Source organism: Comamonas faecalis (assembly GCF_039538025.1).
In the GTDB taxonomy this organism is placed as follows: Bacteria; Pseudomonadota; Gammaproteobacteria; order Burkholderiales; family Burkholderiaceae_C; genus Comamonas_C; species Comamonas_C faecalis.
The window spans coordinates 15,370-33,787 of the sequence record NZ_BAABBP010000022.1; the positions used below are offsets into that span (position 1 = coordinate 15,370).

Below are 18,418 nucleotides of genomic sequence, written 5' to 3' on the forward strand. Positions count from 1 at the left end.
CCCGATGAATGTCCCCCAGCCCCCCACCCTCGCGCGCGGCGATGCGGCCTCGCAGCGCGTGCTGGTGCGCGGCGACTGGGTGGCGGCGCATTTTGCCGACCGCCGCGCCTGCCGAGCGCTGCTGGCGCAACTGCACGCCAGCGCCGCGGCCCTGGACTGGGATTTGCGCGGCCTGTCGCGCCTGGACCATGTGGGCGCGCAGCTGCTGTGGAACCACTGGGGCCGGCGCTGGCCCGAGCGGCTGCAGATACATGACGCGCACCGCACGCTGCTGGCGCGCGTGGCCGAGCTGTCGCAACAACCGCAGAGCCCGCCCGCGCGCTGGCGCCCAGGCGACGCATTGGACGCGCTGGGCATTCGCGTGCTGCAGACGCTGGCGCACGGGCGCCACCTGGTCGAGCTGGTCGGCGGCCTGCTGCTGGACGTGCTGGCGCTGCTGCGCCGGCCGCTGCGCGCACCGTGGCGCGACGTCTCGGGCCATCTGTACCGCATGGGCGCGGCGGCGCTGCCGATCACCGCGCTGGTGGGTTTTCTGATCGGCGTGGTGCTGGCCTACCTGATGAGCCTGCAGCTGCGCCAGTTCGGCGCCGAGGCCTTCATCGTCAACATCCTGGGCATCTCGCTGATCCGCGAGCTCGGCCCCATGCTGGCCGCCATCCTGGTGGCCGGGCGCTCGGGCTCGGCCATCACCGCGCAGATCGGCGTGATGCGCGTGACCGAGGAACTGGACGCGATGCGCGTGATGGGCATACCGCACGGCTTTCGCCTGGTCATGCCGCGCGCGCTGGCGCTGGCGCTGGCCATGCCGTTGATCTCCCTGTGGACCACGCTGGCCGCACTGGCTGGCGGCATGCTGGCGGCCGACCTGGTGATGGACATCTCGCCGGCCTACTTCATGCAGGCACTGCCGTCGGCGGTGCGCGCATCCAACCTGTGGCTGGCCATGGGCAAGTCGGTCGTCTTCGGTGTGTTCATCGCACTGATCGGCTGCCACTACGGCCTGCAGGTCAAGCCCGACACGCAAAGCCTGGGCGAGGGCACGACGGCATCGGTGGTCAGCGCGATCACCATGGTCATCATCGTCGACGCGCTGTTCGCCATCGCGTTCAAGAACCTGGGCTTTTAGGGCCTGTTCACACTAATCAAGGGGTCGCGAAGGCATGAAAAATTTGGTTGAACAAGGCGCCTGGCGCCGCGCGTATGTCAATACGCGCAAGACGGGCAACGCAGGGCAGGCGGATTTTTCATGCCTTCCCGCAGGGTTGGGCCTGAGCGCCGCCGCCCGCTGCGTTGTCCATCCTCGCAAGACATTGAGTCTTGCTGCGGTGGACGCCTTGCGCTCGACAGCGCTCAGGCCCAACGCGATCCCCTTGATTAGTGTGAACAGGCCCTAGCATGGACGCAGCGCAGACCAGCCCCGCAGAGCGCGCCACGCCAATCGTCGACATCCGCGGCCTGGCCACGGTGTTCGGCAAGGGCGACCAGGCGTTCGCGGTGCACCAGAACCTGGATCTGCAGGTGCAGCCGGGCGAGATCCTCTCGCTGGTCGGCGGCTCGGGCACGGGCAAGACGGTGCTGCTGCGCCACATCCTGGGGCTGACCCGCCCCACGCGGGGCAGCGTCACCGTACTGGGCCAGCCGGCCGCGCGGCTCGGCGGCGAGGGCGCCAGCGCGCGCGTGGGCATGCTGTTCCAGCACGGTGCGCTGTTCTCGGCGTTCAGCGTGCTCGACAACATCGCCTTTGCGCTGCGCGAGCTGGGCACGCTGCCCGCGGACGTGGTGCGCGACGCCGCCCTGGTCAAGCTGCGCCTGGCGGGCCTGGCGCCCGAACACGCCGCGCGCATGCCCGCCGACCTGTCGGGCGGCATGATCAAGCGCGTGGCGCTGGCGCGCGCACTCATCATGGATCCGCCGCTGCTGCTGCTCGACGAACCCACTGCGGGGCTCGATCCCAACGGCTCCGACGAGTTCTGCGAGCTGCTGCGCACGCTGCACGGCCAGCTGGGCCTGACGGTGATCATGGTCACGCACGACCTGGACACCCTGTACGCGCTGTCCACCCGCGTCGCGGTGCTGGCCGACAAGCGCGTCATCGTGGCCGGGCCGCCGCGCGAAGTGGCGCAGTTCGACCACCCCTTCATCGACCATTTCTTTCGCGGCGAACGCGGACGGCGCGCACTGGCGCCCGCCACGGCGCTGGCGCCGGTCAAGGAGACCTGATGGAAAACAAATCCCACGCATGGGCGGCGGGCGTGTTCGTGATTGCCGTCGCCGCGCTGCTGGCGGCGCTGGCCATGTGGCTGTCGCGCGACCATTCCAGCTACAACCGCTACGAACTGTCCAGCCGCGAAAGCGTCACCGGCCTGCAGCCGCAGGCTGCGGTGCGCTACAAGGGCGTGAACGTCGGCAAGGTGCTGGCCATCGGCTTCGACCCGCAGACGCCGGGCAACGTGCTGATCCGCATCGCGGTCGACACGGACGCGCCGATCGGCGCGACCACCTTTGCCACGCTGGGCTACCAGGGCGTCACGGGCCTGGCGCACATCCAGCTCGACGACGCCGCCTCCGCGCTGACCGCGCCCACGCCCGGCCCCAGCGGCCTGCCGCGCCTGCCGCTGCAGCCCTCGCAGCTGAGCCGCCTGGTCGAGCAAGGCCCGCAGCTGCTCGGGCAGGCGCAGGACATCATGGAGCGCGTCGCGCGCCTGCTCGACGAGGGCAACCAGCAGCGCGTGGACCAGGCGCTGGAGCACATCGGCCAGGCCGCCTCCAGCATGCAGCACCTGGCCGCCAGCCTGGATCGCACGACGACCGAGCGCCTCGACCCGCTGCTGGCGCAGCTGCCCGCACTGATCAGCGACAGCCGCCAGAGCCTGCAGGCGCTGCGCCAGGCCAGCGAGCACGCGGGCGGTGCGGCGCAAAGCATCGAGCAAACGGTGCAGGCGCTGAACCGCGAAGGCGGCGCGCTCGACGGCCTGACGGACAGCGCGCAGGCGCTGTCGGGCGCCATCGACCGCCTGGCGCGCGTCACGCTGCCGCGCGTCAACCGCGCTGCGGGCGACACCTCGGCGGCGGCGCGCCGCATCGGCCGCGCCGCCGCGGGCATCAGCGACAACCCGCAGCAACTGATTTACGGCCCGGACACGGTGCGCGCCGGCCCGGGCGAGCCCGGCTTTGAAGCGCCGGGCACCGCCGCAGGAGCACAGCCATGACCTCTTCCCGCCCCTGTTCCCGCGCCGCGCGCGCACCCATCCGCACCCTCTTGCTGGCTGGCGCTCTTGCGCTGCTGGCCGGCGGCTGCTCGGTGCTGCCGCAGCCGCCGGCGCACGCCGCCATCTACGATTTCGGCCCGCCAGCGGCCCAGGCGCCGGCGGCCCAGGCGCAGCGCCTGCCGGCGATCGCGCTGGCCGAGGTGCAGACCCTGGGCCTGCCCGAAGACAGCACCGCGCTGCTCTATCGCCTGGCCTACGCCAACGCGCAGCAGCTGCGCCCCTACGCACAGGCGCGCTGGAGCCAGCCCCCCGCCACGCTGCTGACGGCCGCTCTGCAGGAGCAGCTGGGGCAGCAGCGCCCCGTGCTGCTGGGCGACGCCGGGCTGACACAGCAGCTGGCTGGCGGCGGCCTGCCCGCCGTGCTGCGTGTGCAGCTGGAGGAGTTCAGCCAGGTCTTCGACACGCCGCAGACCAGCGCCGCGCTGGTGCGCGTGCGCGCCACGCTGTCGCGCGCCAGCGGCCAGGGCGAGGCGCTGCAAGGCCAGCGCCTGTTCACCGCGCGCGTGCCCGCCGACACGCCCGACGCCGCCGGCGGCGCGCGCGCGCTGACCCAGGCTTCGCGCCAGGTCGCCACCGAGCTGGCGCAATGGCTGCAAAGCCAGCCGGCACACTGAGAGCATGTTGACGATCTCCTCATAGCGCCCGCAAGGCAGCAAAAGGCCGCAATCGAGGCGCGCGCCGCAGGCCATGCTGGTGGCCTGGGCAAGGTGCGCAACGCGGAGTGCGGCCTTTTGCTGCCTTGCCCGGAGGGTTGTCCCGCAAAGATGGCGTCTGCTGCGTTGCAAATACTCGCCGGGCCACCAGCCCGGCTGCGCTTTGCGCCTTGCAGCCACCACCTTTGCGAGACAACGGGCGCTATGAGGAGATCGTCAACACGCTCTGAAGCAACACACAGGAGACCCGCCATGAACGCATGGATCACCCTCACCAGCGCCGACGGCACGCCAGTGCGCGCCTGGCAGGCGCAACCCGCCGCAGGCGCGCCGCAGCGCCGGGCCGCCGTGGTCGTGCTTCCCGAGATCTTTGGCGTCAACAGCCACATTCGCGCCGTGGCCGAGCAGTACGCGGCCGAAGGCTACCTGGCGCTGGCCATCGACACCTTTGCCCGCGTCGAGCCCGGCGTGGAGCTGGGCTATGGCGCGGCCGACATGCAGCGCGGCATTGCGCTGAAAGCCGCCGCCGAGGCGCTGCCCACGCCCGGCGTGCAGGCCGACATCGAGGCCGCAGTGCGCCATGCCGGCGCGGCCAGCGGCGGCAAGGTCGGCGTGGTGGGTTTTTGCTGGGGCGGCCTGCTGGCCTGGCGCGCCGCCTGCGCCGTGGACGGCCTGTCGGCCGCCGTGTGCTACTACGGCGGCGGCATGACCAACCAGACCGAATCGGCGCGCAGCGCGCGCGTGCCGGTGCTTGCGCACTTCGGCGAGCGCGACCACTTCATCCCGGCCGCCGGCGTACAGGCCTTTGCCCAGGCCCACCCGGACGCGCAGGTTCACCTGTACGCGGCCGACCACGGCTTCAACTGCGACCAGCGCGCCAGCTACGACGCACCTGCAACGCAAGCCGCGCGCGAGCGCACGCTGGCGTTTTTCGCCCGGCATCTGGGCGCTTGATGCGGCCTTGGGATGCCCTGCATAACTCCCTGCGGTCTGTGGCAGCGCAGCCTCGGGCGGTTCGCTGCGTTGCTTCTCTTGGCCTGTAGCTACGGCTACAGGCGGCGAAAAGCGCCTTGCACCCCATCCCGATCTGCACTACCACCGACTCGCGAGGGTTATGCAGGACATCCCTTGCATTCACCATGCCAGCAATGGCGATCCGCCATGAAAAATGGCCCCCACGCTCTCCTGCTTCGCATGATCCGCTGCCCCCCCGAGGGGGCGTTTTTCATCTTGGAGCGGCCCGGCGATGAAAAAAGGGGCACGAGGCCCCTTTGATCTGCTGGTGTCCAAGCGCGCTGGCTTACGCCGCCAACCCGCCTGGATTTTCGTCCTGCTTGCGCCGGCGCAGCACGCCAGCGCCGAGCAATGCCGAGCCGAACATCAATGCGGCACCGGGCAGCGGGACGGTGCTGATGGCAACGTTGTCGATATTGCCGCCAAAGCTGTCGGACGCGCCTTCTGCGGAAAACTTCAGCGTCGAAGTGATTCCAGTAGCGACAGCGGTATACGTATATTTCACCCAGTTATTGATCGATCCGCCGTCGCCGGTGATGGTCGGATCCGAAAGCAATGTAACGCCCCAATAGACGTTGACGCCGTTGGTGCTGGCCGGCTGATCAATGCGCGGTGAATACCAGAAGCTGATTTCATACGCCTGGCCGACCGTGGTTGCAATGGTCTGCCAGATGCTCATGTTGTTCGTCGAATCCAGCTCGACGTAGTTGACGCCATGCTGCGCCGTGCCCACGGCGTTGTTGCGAATTTCAACGACCTGACCGGGGTCGTATTCCCAACCAAACAAAGCGTTACCACTCAAAGAGCCATCCTGAACCCAAGTGCCATTGGGCACGGTCGGATATTCGAACGATCCATTGGTCAGCAAATTGACCGGATCGGCCTGCGCCACTCCCGAGGCGGCGAATGCGGCAGCGATTGCGCCAGCCTGTACAACGCGAATGAATTTCATGAGCTCCTCCAAGTTCAACAGCCATTGAGCTGATGTGCGCAAGAGTCTTGGTATATCAGCCTCGCAAGCCGGCAAATACCCAGCCTTGTGCCCAAGCATGACGTCATCAAACGCAATCACCAGACGAAAAAGATTAACTTCAGCCAGGCAACGCTTCAATGGCCCGTTGGAACTACCGCCCGCCAAAAACTCAAAACGTCTCGTGACGAATTTGCCGGGGCTCCTGACGGGAAGGAATGGCCGGCAGGCGCGGGCCGTCAACGTCCGCCAGCGTGAAGCGCTCCATGGCCAGCACCTGTGCGTGGGCCTGATCCTGCAAGCCGCGCGCGGCGGCCGACAGCTCCTCGACCAGCGCCGCGTTGTGCTGCGTGCTCTGGTCCAGGTGCTCGACGGCCGCGCCGATCTGCGCCACGCCGGTGCTTTGCTCGCTGGTGGCGGCGCTGATCTCGGCCATCAGCACGCTGACGTTAGCAATCGCAGCGACGGCCTCCTGCATCGTCGCGCCGGCGCGCTCGACCAGCTGCGCGCCAGTGCCCACGCGCTGCACGCTGCCGGTGATCAGAACCTTGATCTCCCGGGCCGCCTGGGCGCTGCGCTGCGCCAGGCTGCGCACCTCGCCGGCGACGACCGCAAAGCCGCGGCCCTGCTCGCCGGCGCGCGCGGCCTCTACCGCCGCGTTCAGCGCCAGGATATTGGTCTGGAAGGCGATCGAGTCGATCACCTGGATGATGTTGGCGATCTGGTCCGACGAGCGGTGGATCTCGCGCATCGTCTGCACCACCTCGTCCATCACGCTGCCGCCGCGCCCGGCTACCTGGCTGGCCTGCTCGGCCAGCTCGCGCGCTCGCCGCGCGTGGCCGGCGTTGTCCTGCACGCTGGCGCCGAGCTGGTGCATGCCGGCGCTGGCCTGCTCCAGCGCGCTGGCCTGCATTTCGGTGCGCTGGGCCAGGTCGTGGTTGCCGGTCGAGATCTGGCTGGACGCGCTGGCCACGCTCTCGCTGCCGCCGCGAATCTGGCGCACCAGCGCGCCGAGCTGCTGCTGCATTGCCGCCAGCGCGCGCAGAACCTGGGCCGCCTCGTCGCCGCCATGCACCGTCACCGGCTGGCTCAGGTCGCCCCCGGCAATCGTCTGCGCCACCTGCACCGCCTGGCCCAGCGAGCGCGCGATCGAGCGCACCAGCGCGCCGGAGAACCACACGGCAAACAACAGCCCCGTCGCCAGCGCGGCGATGGCGATGTTGCGAATCAGCCGGTAGCGGCCGCTGGCCTGCAGCCAGGCCTGCTGGCCGGCGTCGGCCTGCCACTGCACCAGCGCGGCAATGCCCTCGCCCACCGGCACGTACAGAGGGCGCACGCGCTCGCGCACCAGTTGCTGCGCCAGTGCAATGTCGCCCGCGCGCAGCGCTGCCACCGCGGGCTGCAGCCCCTCCTGCACGAAGCGCAGGCGGTCGCCATAGAACCGGCGCGCCAGCTGCGCCTCCTGCGGCGAATGGGAGTGCGCCTCGTAGGCCTGCCAGACCTCGCCGATGGCGGCGATGTTGCGCTCCACCGCTGCGGTGTTCTCGGCGATCGTGGCCTCGTCGGGCGTGACCAGCGCCGTCGCCAGCAGCAGCCGCTGGGTCAGCAGCAGCGCCTGGATGCGCCCGATCTCGGCGGTGCTGGCCAGGCGCTGGCCGTGCAAATCCTGCAGCGCCTGGTTGGACTGGGCGATGCCCCACAGCCCCAGGCCGCCCAGGGCCAGCGACAGCAGGGTCAGCGCCAGCGCCAGGATGGCGACGCGGGTGGCAATGCGGATGCGGTTCATAAGGTGCTCCTGGAGGACGAAGAAACACTCGGCGCGACGCGGCAGCGCTGCTGCAGCCAGGCCAGGCAGTCGACCTGGGGCATGGGCCGCGCAAACCAGTAGCCCTGGAAGAAACGGCAACGCTGCGCCAGCAGCGTCTGGTGCTGCGCCGGCGTCTCGATGCCCTCGGCAATCACCTGCAGTCCCAGGCTGCGCGCCAGCAGCGCAATGGTGCGCACGATGGTGGCGCTGCCGCTGTCGTGCGTCACGTCGCGCACGAAGCTGCGATCGATCTTGATCTGGTGCAGCGGCAGCTGGCGCAGCAGCGCCAGCGATGAATAGCCGGTGCCGAAGTCGTCCAGCGCAAAGCGCACGCCGCGCCGGTGCAGCTGGCGCATCTTGTCCACCGTGTCCTGTACGTCCTCGACGACCAGGCTCTCTGTCAGCTCCAGCACCAGGCGCGTGGCGTCGATGCCGCTGTCGTCGAGCAGCGCGAGCAGCTGCGCCACGAAGTCCGGCTGCTGGAACTGGCGCGGGCTGACGTTGACCGCCAGCTCCAGGTGGCGCAGCTCCTCGCAGGCCTGCCACTGGCGCAACTGCGCGCAGGCCTGGCGCAGCACCCACTGGCCGATCGGCACGATCAGGCCGCTGGACTCGGCCAGCGGGATGAAGCGCGCTGGCGCCACCATGCCCAGCGTCGGGTGCTGCCAGCGCAGCAAGGCCTCGGCCCCCACCGGCAGGCCGCGCGCGTCCACCTGCGGCTGCAGGTGCAGCGCCAGCTGCCGGTGGTCGACGGCCTCGCGCAGCGCCGCGGTCAGTGCGGCGCGCTCGGCCATGCCGGTCTGCATCTGCGGGTCGAACACGCACAGGCGGTTGCGCCCCGCGGCCTTGGCCTGGTACATCGCCAGGTCGGCGCGCTTGAGCAGCTCCTTGCCGCTGGCGCCCTCGGCGCCGAACAGGCACAGGCCGATGCTGGTGCTGCCGTGGTGCACCGCGCCCTGCGTTGCGCCCAGGTGGCAGGGTGCGGCCAGCGCAGCGCGCAGACTCTCGCCCAGCGCCAGTGCCTCGGTCAGCGCCTGGGCACGCTCGCCATGCAGCGCGCCGGTGACCACGACGAACTCGTCGCCGCCGATGCGCGCGACCAGGTGCGGCGGCCGCACCAGCGCCTGCAGGCGCTGCGTGACCTGCTGCAAATACTGGTCACCCACTTCATGGCCCAGCGTGTCGTTGATGGTCTTGAAGTTGTCCAGGTCGAGAAGCATCAGCGCGCGCTGGCGGGCGTCGGCGCGCCCCGCCTCGACGGCCCGGGCCAGGTGCTCGCGCAGCAGGCGGCGGTTGGGCAGGCCGGTCAGCGGGTCGTAGTGGATCAGGTGCTCGATCTCGCGCTCGTTGTCCGCCAGGCGGGTCTGCAGGTCGCGCAGCCCCGCCAGCAGCGCGCTGGTCTCGTCGCGGCCGGGCACCTCGATGGGCGAGCTCCAGTCGCCCTGGGCCATGCGGGCGAACACCTGGCGCGCCTGGCGCAGCGGCTCGGTGATCGCGCAGATCTGCCACCAGCCCAGCAGGCCGAGCACCAGCACGGTGAGCGCCAGCGCCCAAAGGGCGCGCGCACGCGTGCGCTGGTAGCGCTGCAGGCCTTCTTCGTGGATGGCGCGGGCGCGCTCGAACTGCCAGCCGATCAACGCCTGGATGTCGGCGCTGGCGCGCTCGTACAGGCTGCCGGCGCTGGCCGCGCGGTACAGGATCTGCCCATGGTCGAGCGCGCGCAGCGCCACCAGCGCCGGCACCATGCCCTGGCGCAGATAGTCCTCGCGGTGCTCGGCAAAGCGCCGGGCCAGTGCGGTCTCGTCGCCATCGGGCGCCAGGACGCCGGCGTAGCTGTGCCACAGCGCGTCGATGGCCTGCACGTTGCGCTCGATCAGCAGCGCGGCCGCCTGCGCCGCGTCTTCGTCGAGCAGCGCCGGCGGGCGCCGCGCACCGGCCGCGCCGTCGGGGGTGCGCGCCAGCGCCAGTTGCAGCTGGTGCTGGTTGGCCAGCATCAGCTGCGCGATCTGCGAGAGCGTGCGCACCGGTGTCATGCGCTCCGCATAGACGCGCTGCAGTTCTCCCACCGACGCCTGCATGCCGCGCAGCCCCGATGCCGTCAACCACAGGCCGACGAGGGCGGCCAGCGCCATCATCAGCGCCAGGCGGGTGCCGATGCGCCAGCGAAAAATCCAGCGCGCCGCGCCCTGCAGGGGCAGGCTTTGCAGCAGGGGCTGCGCCGGGCAGGATTCGCTGCCGGAGCGCCGCGCGCGCAGGCGGCTCACCACGCGCATCGGCATGTGAACGCCGCCCGGGCATCGATGCGGGCGCGGGAGAGCGGGCGAGAGGAAGAGACGGACACGCGAATCACCTGAAAGCACGGGCGCTGCAGCCGGGGCAAGGGGCAGCGCGTGAAAGGCGTGTTCTGGGCCTGTGGGCCGTGGCGGCGCAGTCGTTCAGCGCGCCAGCGGATACAGATTGCCAATATCTTTGCAGATGGCGCGGCCCGTCAATTGGTGACAACTCGAAACCAGTTGATCCAGATCAATGGCGGCGCGCTTTTACCGGCTGCCGCGGTACAGCATCTCGCTGTCCTGCACCACTTCACGGGCCAGCGCCTGCAGCTTGCGCCGCTGGGCGCGTGCGGCGGCGCGCAGCATCTCGAAGGCGGCGTGGCGCGGCAGGCGGTACTGCACCATGGTGATGCCGACGGCGACGTTGATCTCGCGGTTGCCGTCCAGCGCCTCCTGCAGCTGCGCCTGGCCTTCGCGCAGCCGGGCCTGCTCGCGCGCCTGCTGCAACGCGGCCTGCAGCTGCGGGATGATGTGCGCCGTATCCAGCGGCTTGACCAAATAGCCCAGCGCGCCCAGCTGCACCGCCTGCCGCACGGTCTCGTCGTCGCTGTAGGCGCTGAGCATCATGAACGGGATGGAGCCGCGCTGGGAGAGCCGCGCCGCCAGCGCCAGGCCATCCTCGCCGGGCAGGCGCATGTCCAACAGTGCCAGGTCGGGGGCCAGGCCGGCGTCCAGCTGCGCCAGCGCGTCCTCGGCCGACTCGGCGCAGGCCACGCGCCAGCCGCCGGCCTGCAGGCCCTGCGCCAGCGTGGCCAGCACCAGCCGGTCGTCGTCGGCCAGCAGCAGCTGGGGAGATGCGGGGGCTGAATCAGTGGCCATGCGGGGCATTGTCCACGCAGATAACAGGGTGAAACAAGTCCAGCCGCGCGATGACCCGGCCGTCCAGCGCGTCGTGGGTCAGCCGGGCACCCTGGCGCGGCAGCAGCAGCCGCACCAGATCCAGCCCATGGCCTGCGGGCAGCGCATCGCGGGCAGCGTCCGGCGCCCAGTGGCCGGGGTTGGAGACCGTGATGCGGGCGTGCTGCGCCTGCGCGTCGCAGCTGCAGTGCAACTGCACGTCCTGCGCCGCCTGGCCGCCGTGCTTGACCGCGTTGCGCATCAGCTCGCCGAGCACCAGCGCCACCGGCACCGCCTCGGACGCCGCCACGCGCCAGGGCAGGCAGTGCGGCGCCGACTGCAGCCGCACCGGCGTGGCCCAGGCCTGCGACATGCCCTGGGCCACGGCTTGAACCAGCTCGGCCAGCACGATGGATTCACCCGCACTGCGCCCCTGCAGGCCATGCACCACGGCAATGCCGTGCACCTGCGAGACCATCTGGTTGATGGCCTCGTGCAGCTGCGGGTGCTGGCGGTCGAGCCGGCGCAGCATGCCGACGATGCCCTGCAGGTTGTTCTTGATGCGGTGGTGCACCTCGCGCACCAGCGCGTCGCGCTGCGCCCGCTCGGCGGCGCGGCGGCGCCCCTCCTGCGCCTGCTGGTCGGCCATGTAGGAGGACAGCGCCAGCCCCAGCACGCCCAGAATCATCAGATACGACCAGTAGCCAAAGCCCCAGGTGGCGGCAATGTCGCGAGCGAAGAAACCGGTGCGCTGGTAGACGCCCCACAGCGCCATCAATGCGACCAGGTTCAGCAGCGCGACGGTCGGCGCCAGCCCCAGGCGCATGCCCGACCAGCCGACGAACAAGAACATCCAGTAGGCATTGGCCAGCGGAGCCAGCCAGGGCGCGGGCGCGGGCCCGAAGATGATGGCCGCCGCAATGGCGGCCAGCAGCCAGAGCAAAACGCCTTCGCGCAACCGTGCCAGCGCCATGGGCTGGTGCAGCGCCCGGTGGCAGGCCAGCGCCAGCGGCGTGGCGAGCAAAAAGCCCAGCGCCGGCCCCATCCAGGCCTGCGCCAGGTGCAGGGCCACGCCGCCTTCGAACGCGCCATGCAGCAACGCATGCCCGGCACTGGCGACCAGCGCGCCCACGCCGGCGCCGACCAGGCACGCGCCCAGCAGCAACTGTTTGAACATGTCGAAAGACGGCTGATCCGAGTCGAACGGTGCGCGCCTGCGCAGCCAGTGGCCGGCCACGCCCACCGCGGCCATCTGGCCCAGCGTGTGCGCCAGCGCATGCAGCGGCACCTCTCCCGCCAGCGCATAGGCCAGCAGCCAGCCGATACCCACGCCTGGCAGCAGCGCCAGTCCGCCGCGCAGCACCAGCGCCAGCGCCACGCCGCTGGCGGGCACGAACAGCGTGGTCGCGCCCTGGCCCGGCGCGGCAATGTTGCCCGCCTGCGCCACCAGCAACACCAGCAGCGCCGCGCCCGCCAGGGCGGGCAAGGTGGCAGATGTGCCGGAATGCGAAAAACGATGCGGATGCGCCATGCGCCGATGGTAGGCGCGGCGGGCGGGCCGCCCTGGCCCGGGGTGCGCACCTTTGATGCGCGTCAATGCGCGGCGCAAGCCCGTGCATCGACGGGCTCGGAACAGCCGGCTCAGAGCGTGTTCACAGTCTCAGGACTTCAGCAGCCGCGCGGCATCCAGCGCGAAGTAGGTCAGGACGCCGTCGGCGCCGGCGCGCTTGAAGGCCAGCAGCGCCTCCAGCATCACCTTGTCGTGATCCAGCCAGCCGTTCTGCGCTGCGGCCTTGAGCATCGCGTATTCGCCCGACACCTGATAGGCGAAGGTCGGCACCTTGAACTCGTCCTTGACGCGGCGCAGCACGTCCAGATAGGGCATGCCGGGCTTGACCATGACCATGTCGGCGCCCTCGGCCAGATCCAGCGCCACCTCGCGCAAGGCCTCGTCGGTGTTGGCCGGATCCATCTGGTAGACGTCCTTGTTGCTCACGCCCAGGTTGGCGCTCGATCCCACAGCGTCGCGGAACGGTCCGTAGAAGCTGCTCGCGTACTTGGCGCTGTAGGCCATGATGCGCGTGTGGATCAGGCCGTGGGCCTCCAGCGCCTCGCGCACCGCGCCAATGCGCCCGTCCATCATGTCGCTGGGCGCGACCATGTCCACGCCCGCCTGGGCATGGGCCAGGGCCTGGCCGACGAGGATTTCCACCGTCTCGTCGTTGACGATATAGCCCGTGTCGTCGAGCACGCCATCCTGGCCGTGGCTGGTGTAGGGGTCGAGCGCCACGTCGGTCATCACGCCAAGGCCGGGAAACTCTTTCTTCAGCGCCCGTACCACGCGCGGTATCAGGCCCTCGGGGTTCAGCGCCTCCTTGCCGTCGGGCGTTTTCTTGTCCGCATCGATCGAGGGGAACAGCGCCAGGTAGGGAATGCCGAGCTGCACGCATTCCTCGGCCACCGGCAGCAGCAAATCCAGGCTCAGCCGCTCGACGCCGGGCATCGACGGCACCGGCACGTGCAGATTCACGCCCTCGTGCACGAACACCGGGTAGATGAAGTCGTGCGCCGACAGGCGGTGCTCGCGCACCAGGTTGCGGGTGAACGCATCGCGGCGCAGGCGGCGCGGGCGGTTGGCGGGGAAGGGGGTGGGGCTGGACAAATGCATGGCGCGATTGTCCAACATCGACACGCGGCCGCCCTGCCCCGCACGCCCACCGGGGGTATGGCTGCGTGATAGCCTCGCCGCTTTTGGCCGCGCCAGCGGCAACAAGCCCAACCGCGATGACAAGCCCCTCGCCCACTGCCCCCACCGACGCGACGATTGCCCAGGAGCAGGACTGGAATCACCGGCAGATGCTGCAACCCGTGACGCAGCCGCGCTTTCGCGTCTGGACTTACGCGCAGCCGGGCATCGTGCTGGGCTGCTCGCAGCGCAAATACCTGGACGGCGTGCTGGCTCGGCGCCCGCAGGGCGTAGACGTGCTGCAGCGTCCCTCGGGCGGCGGGGCGGTGCTGACCGGGCCGTGGATGGTGAGCGCCTCGGTGGTGCTGCCGCTGGACCACCCCTGGGTGCAGGGCCGCATTCCCGACAGCTACCAGGCGCTGGGGCAGTTGCACGTGGACGTGCTTGGCCACCTCGGCGTGCCGTGCACCGCGCTGCCGGCGGGCGACGTCGCGCAGGCCAACCCGCGCACCGGCGCGCTGGTCGACTGGGCCTGCTACGGCAGCCTCGCGCCCTGGGAGGTGGTCGACGCGCGGGCGCGCAAGCTGGTGGGCCTGGCGCAGCGGCGCCAGCGCACCGGCGTGCTGCTGGTGGCCGGCACGCTGGTCACCGTGCCCGACTGGCCACTCTTGTGCCACGCGCTGGGTTTTGACGGCGACGCGGCCGCAATGGCGCGGCGCACCGTGGCCTGCGAGCAGCTCACAGCACACCCGCCCAGCGCCGCGCAGGTGGCGCAGAACCTGGGCGATGCCCTGGCGCATGCCCTGGGCGCCGCGTCCGCGCCATCGTCCGAATGACCCCTTGTGACGCCCAAACCCCAATGTTAGATTGCCCCCGGGTGGCTTAGGCCACCCCCCGCTTTTCCTCCCTGAGCGGGGCTTTGCGCGGCAACCTTGCCCGCAGGGCTTGCGAACCCGGCCGCCCGCCGGGTTTTTTTTGCCCAGCTCCCGCGCTCGCCGGTGCGACAGAACAGGTGCGGGGTTTCGCATACAGTCCTCGCATGGACGATTTCTCACGCACTTCTCGCACCCTGGGGCTGGCCGGCGCCAGCAATTTCCGCGACCTGGGCGGCTACCTGGGCGACGGCGCGCGGCCGCTGCGCTGGCGCCGCCTGTTTCGCTCCGACCACCTGGCGGCGCTGACGGCGCACGACCTGCAGGTGCTGGCGCAGCTGCCGCTGGCGCGCGCCATCGACCTGCGCGGAGTCGACGAAAGCGCATCGCAGCCCTACGCATTGCCCTCGGTGCGCCAACTGGCACTGCCCATCGAACCCACCGTGGTGCAGCGCGCCAAGGCCATGGCCGCCGCCGGCCAGGCCATGACCGCACCGATTGCGCAGGAGCTGATGCAGGACACCTACCGCGCCTTCGTCAACGACAACACGCGGCAGTTCGCCGCGTTCTTCGACCAGTTGCTGACCGACGACGGCCCACTGGTCTTTCACTGCACCGCGGGCAAGGACCGCACCGGCTTTGCCGCCGCGCTGGTGCTGCTGGCGCTGGGCGTCTCGCGCGAAACCATCATGCAGGACTACCTGCTGACCAACGCGCTGTACCGCCGTCCCGCCATCGTCCAGGGAACCGCGCCCGAGGAGGCGCTGCGCGTGATCTGGCAGGTGCAGGAGGACTTTCTGCTCGCCGCGCTCGATGCCGTCGAGCACGACCACGGCGGCATCGAACGCTACCTGCGCCAGCGCCTGGGCGTGGACGCCGCAGCGCGCCAGCGCCTGGCGCAGCTGTACCTGGAGCGCTGACGCGCGCGGCCGCACGGCTTGCCGATCAGGCACAAAAAAGCAGTCCGCAGACTGCTTTTGCGTGCGCCGAGGACGGCCGCTCAGGCGGCCGCGTCCTTGAGCTTCTTGAGTGCGCGCGTCTTGATCTTGACCGACGCGGGCTTGGCGGCAAACCAGCGCTCCTCGCCGGTGAACGGATCCTTGCCGAAGCGCTTTTTCTTGGCCGGTGTCTGCTGCAGGCCGATCTTGAGCAAGCCGGGCAGCGTGAACTCGCCCACACCCTTTTTGTGCACCGACGCCAGGATGGCGCCCTCCAGCGCAGCCAGCATGGCGCGCGCGGCCTTGAGCTCGACGCCTGCCTGCTCGGCCACGTGGGCCACCAGCGCGGTCTTGGTCAGCGCCTCCTTGATCGGCTTGATCGCAGGTGCTGCGGCCTTGGTTGCGGGTGCTGCGGCCTTCTTGGGGGCCTCGGTCTTTTTTGCAGAAGCAGGGGTTTTCTTTGCAGTAGCCATGGTTGGTGGTTTGTCTCGTTGAACATGCCAAAGTCCTGGGAGCCAGGCCTTTGGTGCGCGCATTCTACAAAGACGCCATGGCCCGCCCTGCGCACGCGCCAGCGCCGCGCATTGGCGCTAAGCTGTAGGGACATCTCTTTTCCACGCACAGGAGCTTGCCATGAGCGACACCTCTCCCTTTGGTTTCGGGCGCTTCGTCCCCGGTTTCGACTTTCTGCAGAACCTGGCCAAGGGCGGCGCCGCGGCCATGCCGCCGCTGGCCGGCTGGGTGGCGCCGACGATGAGCATCGAGGAACTGGACAAACGCGTGCAGGAGCTCAAGACCGTGCAGTTCTGGCTGGAGCAGAACGCCCGCGCGCTGGGAGCGACGGTGCAGGCGATGCAGGTGCAGCGCATGACGCTGGCAGCGCTGCAGGACATGAACGTGGCTGCCGGCGACATGGCGTCCGCGTTCGGCGCCCGCATGACCGAGGCAGGCGCCGCCGCGCAGGAGCCCGCCGGGGACAAGGCGCCCGAGGCGGCCGGCGCAGGCCTGCCCGGCGCGGACGCGCTGCAATGGTGGAATGCGCTGACGCAGCAGTTCCAGCAGATCGCCTCGAACGCGCTGCAGGACGCCGGCGTGCAGCAGGCGGCGTTCGACGCGACGCGCGAGATGGCCAGCGGCGCGCTCAAGGCCGCCACCGAGATGGCCAGTCACCTGGGCGCCGCTGCGCAGGCCGATGCGCCAGCGGCTGGCAAGACAGGCGCAAAAAAGGCCGCTGCCGGGAAAACCGCCGCCAAGAAGGCTGCCAGCACAGCAGCACGCAAGCGCTCGCGCCCGGCGTCCTGACGCGGCGCCGGCAGGGCTCATCCGCGCGGATGCATGCCCGAGGCGCTCCAGCCCTCGGCAGATGATCGTGCTTTATGCGCCGGCGCTGCGCCGCGCCTGCTGCTCGGCCAGGTAGCGCGCGGTCACGTCGCGCGCCATCGCGGCCGAGCCCAGCACCAGGCCGTCCGCGCTCTTGACCACGCTGAAGCTCATGTCCACGTAGAGCTTGCGCCCGTCCTTGTGCAGGCCGCGCGTGGTGCGCACCTCGTGGCTGCAACTGCCGCGCTGAATCGCCCGGTCAAAGCCGCGCCAGTGCGCCTCGCGCAGGTGCGGCGGAATGATCAAGTCCAGGCTCTGGCCCAGCGCCTCGCCTGCGCCAAAGCCGAACAGAGCGCTGGCCTGCGCGTTCCAGGCGCGGATGCGGCCCTCGGTGTCGGCATAGATCAGCGCATCGGCCACATCGGCCACAATGCGCTCCCACGGCACGGCGGCCGTCGTCTCTGGAATGGTGTTCGCGTTCATGCGCCCATTGTCTCCGCGCCACCGACTGCGGCGCGCAGCACCGCCCACACCCATGGCGCCAGCAGGGATGGCGCCGCCGTACACCCCCCACCCACAAGAAATGGATGAGCGATGAGCAAGGCATTGCGCTGGTCGGAAAAATGGTTTCACCGCGGCCTGTGGCTGGTGGCACTGGTCTTTGCCTGGTTCCTGATCGGGCTGGGCAGCGCGGTCGTCGGCGACCTGCCGCGCGTGGAGGCGCCGCTGCGCCTGGACGACTTCCTCGATCAGGCCCAGGTGCAGCCGCTGCGCCAACGCATCGAGCAGGCGAAAGAGGCGGGCCGGGCCGCGCAGGACGCGCAAGACCAGGCGCGCCTGGCGTGGGAGCGCGCGCGCAGCAGCACGCAGGCCGAGCGCGAGACCTTTGCCAACTGGCTGGCGCTGCGCAGCAGCACCCAGCGCGCCGAAACCGACCCCGAGGTGATGGCGCGCACCCGCGCGCTGGACGGTCTGAAGGCGCGCGAGCAGCAGGCGCGCCAGGCCCTGCAGGAGCAGCAGCAGGCGCTATTGGATGCGCGCCAGAGCGAAGCGGCCGCGCGCGGGCAACTGAACGTACTGGAGCACCAGGGGCGAGAACTGCTGCAAGTGCAGGAACGGCGCGTGCAGCTGCGCGTGTTCGCGATGCGCCTGGCGCTGACGCTGCCGCTGCTGGTACTGGCGGGCTGGCTGTTCGCCCGCAAGCGGCGCAGCACCTGGTGGCCCTTCGTCTGGGGCTTCATCCTGTTTGCGCTGTTCACCTTCTTCTTCGAGCTGGTGCCCTACCTGCCCAGCTACGGCGGCTATGTGCGCTATGGCGTGGGCCTCGTCCTCACGCTGGTCATCGGGCGCTACGCCATCGTCGCGCTGCAGCGCTACCTGGAGCGCCAGCGCAGCGCCGAGCGCCTGCCCGACGGCGAGCGCCGCCGCCAGCTGCCCTACGACGTCGCGCAGGCGCGGCTGGCCAAGGGCGTGTGCCCGGGCTGCGAGCGCAGCGTCGACCTCAAGGACGGCGTGACCGACTTCTGCCCTCACTGCGGCATCGGCCTGTTCGACCACTGCGGCCATTGCCAGACGCGCAAGAGCACGTTTGCCCATTTCTGCCAGCACTGCGGCAGCGCGGCAGCGCCGGCCGCGGGCGCCGCGCCGCACGCCGGCGCATGACCTTGTTGCCACCCTGGGCGCCAAGCCTCTTTTAGAGCGGCGTGGGACATACTGGGG

17 protein-coding genes are annotated in these 18,418 nt (G+C 70.2%); 9 read left to right on the plus strand and 8 right to left on the minus strand.

The genetic code is table 11. The annotated features are described in order from the left end of the window. The first annotated feature begins 4 nt into the window (after positions 1-4). The 5 genes from ABD767_RS11990 (at position 5) to ABD767_RS12010 (ending at position 4,876) form a co-directional block, all read left to right on the plus strand. Positions 5-1,126 carry an MlaE family lipid ABC transporter permease subunit gene (locus tag ABD767_RS11990; protein ID WP_103046511.1) on the plus strand — a complete coding sequence of 374 codons (1,122 nt, stop codon included), beginning with the start codon at positions 5-7 and terminating at the stop codon, positions 1,124-1,126. A 269-nt stretch (positions 1,127-1,395) separates the two neighbouring features. Then, a complete protein-coding gene (locus tag ABD767_RS11995; protein ID WP_103046508.1) occupies positions 1,396-2,220 on the plus strand; it encodes an ATP-binding cassette domain-containing protein in 825 nt (274 codons plus the stop codon). Further along, entirely contained in the window at positions 2,220-3,209 is a 990-nt protein-coding gene (locus tag ABD767_RS12000; RefSeq protein WP_103046507.1) for an MlaD family protein, read from the plus strand. The genes ABD767_RS11995 and ABD767_RS12000 overlap by 1 nt, the downstream gene beginning before the upstream one ends. Further along, complete coding sequence (locus ABD767_RS12005) at positions 3,206-3,883, plus strand: ABC-type transport auxiliary lipoprotein family protein (protein ID WP_103046506.1); 678 nt, start codon at positions 3,206-3,208, stop codon at positions 3,881-3,883. Before ABD767_RS12000 ends, ABD767_RS12005 begins: the two co-directional genes overlap by 4 nt. A gap of 291 nt (positions 3,884-4,174) precedes the next feature. Further along, on the plus strand, positions 4,175-4,876 hold the full coding sequence (locus ABD767_RS12010; RefSeq protein WP_344869710.1) for a dienelactone hydrolase family protein: 702 nt from the start codon (positions 4,175-4,177) through the stop codon (positions 4,874-4,876). A 346-nt stretch (positions 4,877-5,222) separates the two neighbouring features. On the opposite strand, the gene ABD767_RS12015 is transcribed toward ABD767_RS12010, so the two are convergent. From ABD767_RS12015 to hemB, 6 genes are all read right to left on the minus strand, one after another. Further along, positions 5,223-5,888, minus strand: coding sequence for a DUF642 domain-containing protein (locus ABD767_RS12015; protein WP_344869711.1), 666 nt, complete (start codon positions 5,886-5,888; stop codon positions 5,223-5,225). A 190-nt stretch (positions 5,889-6,078) separates the two neighbouring features. After that, entirely contained in the window at positions 6,079-7,692 is a 1,614-nt protein-coding gene (locus tag ABD767_RS12020) for a methyl-accepting chemotaxis protein (protein WP_103044989.1), read from the minus strand. After that, positions 7,689-9,992 (minus strand): EAL domain-containing protein, encoded by a 2,304-nt coding sequence (locus ABD767_RS12025; protein WP_103044988.1) that lies wholly within the window; start codon positions 9,990-9,992, stop codon positions 7,689-7,691. The genes ABD767_RS12020 and ABD767_RS12025 overlap by 4 nt, the downstream gene beginning before the upstream one ends. Before the next feature lie 261 nt (positions 9,993-10,253). Next, complete coding sequence (locus ABD767_RS12030) at positions 10,254-10,865, minus strand: response regulator (protein ID WP_103044993.1); 612 nt, start codon at positions 10,863-10,865, stop codon at positions 10,254-10,256. Then, positions 10,855-12,369 carry a sensor histidine kinase gene (locus tag ABD767_RS12035; RefSeq protein WP_344869712.1) on the minus strand — a complete coding sequence of 505 codons (1,515 nt, stop codon included), beginning with the start codon at positions 12,367-12,369 and terminating at the stop codon, positions 10,855-10,857. Before ABD767_RS12035 ends, ABD767_RS12030 begins: the two co-directional genes overlap by 11 nt. 174 nt (positions 12,370-12,543) lie before the next feature. After that, positions 12,544-13,551: a porphobilinogen synthase gene (gene hemB, locus ABD767_RS12040; RefSeq protein ID WP_103044986.1), complete on the minus strand. Its 1,008-nt coding sequence runs from the start codon at positions 13,549-13,551 to the stop codon at positions 12,544-12,546. Positions 13,552-13,667: 116 nt separating this feature from the next. Here hemB and ABD767_RS12045 point away from each other — a divergent pair, with 116 nt between their 5' ends. Beyond that, positions 13,668-14,405: a lipoyl protein ligase domain-containing protein gene (locus ABD767_RS12045; protein WP_103044985.1), complete on the plus strand. Its 738-nt coding sequence runs from the start codon at positions 13,668-13,670 to the stop codon at positions 14,403-14,405. Between the two features lie 203 nt (positions 14,406-14,608). Beyond that, positions 14,609-15,361 carry a tyrosine-protein phosphatase gene (locus ABD767_RS12050; protein WP_103044984.1) on the plus strand — a complete coding sequence of 251 codons (753 nt, stop codon included), beginning with the start codon at positions 14,609-14,611 and terminating at the stop codon, positions 15,359-15,361. A gap of 80 nt (positions 15,362-15,441) precedes the next feature. On the opposite strand, the gene ABD767_RS12055 is transcribed toward ABD767_RS12050, so the two are convergent. Next, on the minus strand, positions 15,442-15,852 hold the full coding sequence (locus ABD767_RS12055; protein ID WP_103044983.1) for an HU family DNA-binding protein: 411 nt from the start codon (positions 15,850-15,852) through the stop codon (positions 15,442-15,444). Positions 15,853-16,012: 160 nt separating this feature from the next. Here ABD767_RS12055 and ABD767_RS12060 point away from each other — a divergent pair, with 160 nt between their 5' ends. Beyond that, the gene (locus tag ABD767_RS12060; protein WP_103044982.1) at positions 16,013-16,681 is read left to right on the plus strand and encodes a PhaM family polyhydroxyalkanoate granule multifunctional regulatory protein; all 669 of its coding nucleotides are present in this window, start codon (positions 16,013-16,015) and stop codon (positions 16,679-16,681) included. A gap of 72 nt (positions 16,682-16,753) precedes the next feature. Here ABD767_RS12060 and ABD767_RS12065 read toward each other — a convergent pair whose 3' ends face one another. Continuing rightward, positions 16,754-17,182: a PAS domain S-box protein gene (locus ABD767_RS12065; RefSeq protein WP_103044981.1), complete on the minus strand. Its 429-nt coding sequence runs from the start codon at positions 17,180-17,182 to the stop codon at positions 16,754-16,756. Positions 17,183-17,293: 111 nt separating this feature from the next. On the opposite strand from ABD767_RS12065, the gene ABD767_RS12070 reads away from it, so the two are divergent. Next, positions 17,294-18,361, plus strand: a complete 1,068-nt coding sequence (locus ABD767_RS12070) for a zinc ribbon domain-containing protein (RefSeq protein WP_103044980.1) — start codon at positions 17,294-17,296, stop codon at positions 18,359-18,361. Positions 18,362-18,418 lie beyond the last annotated feature (57 nt).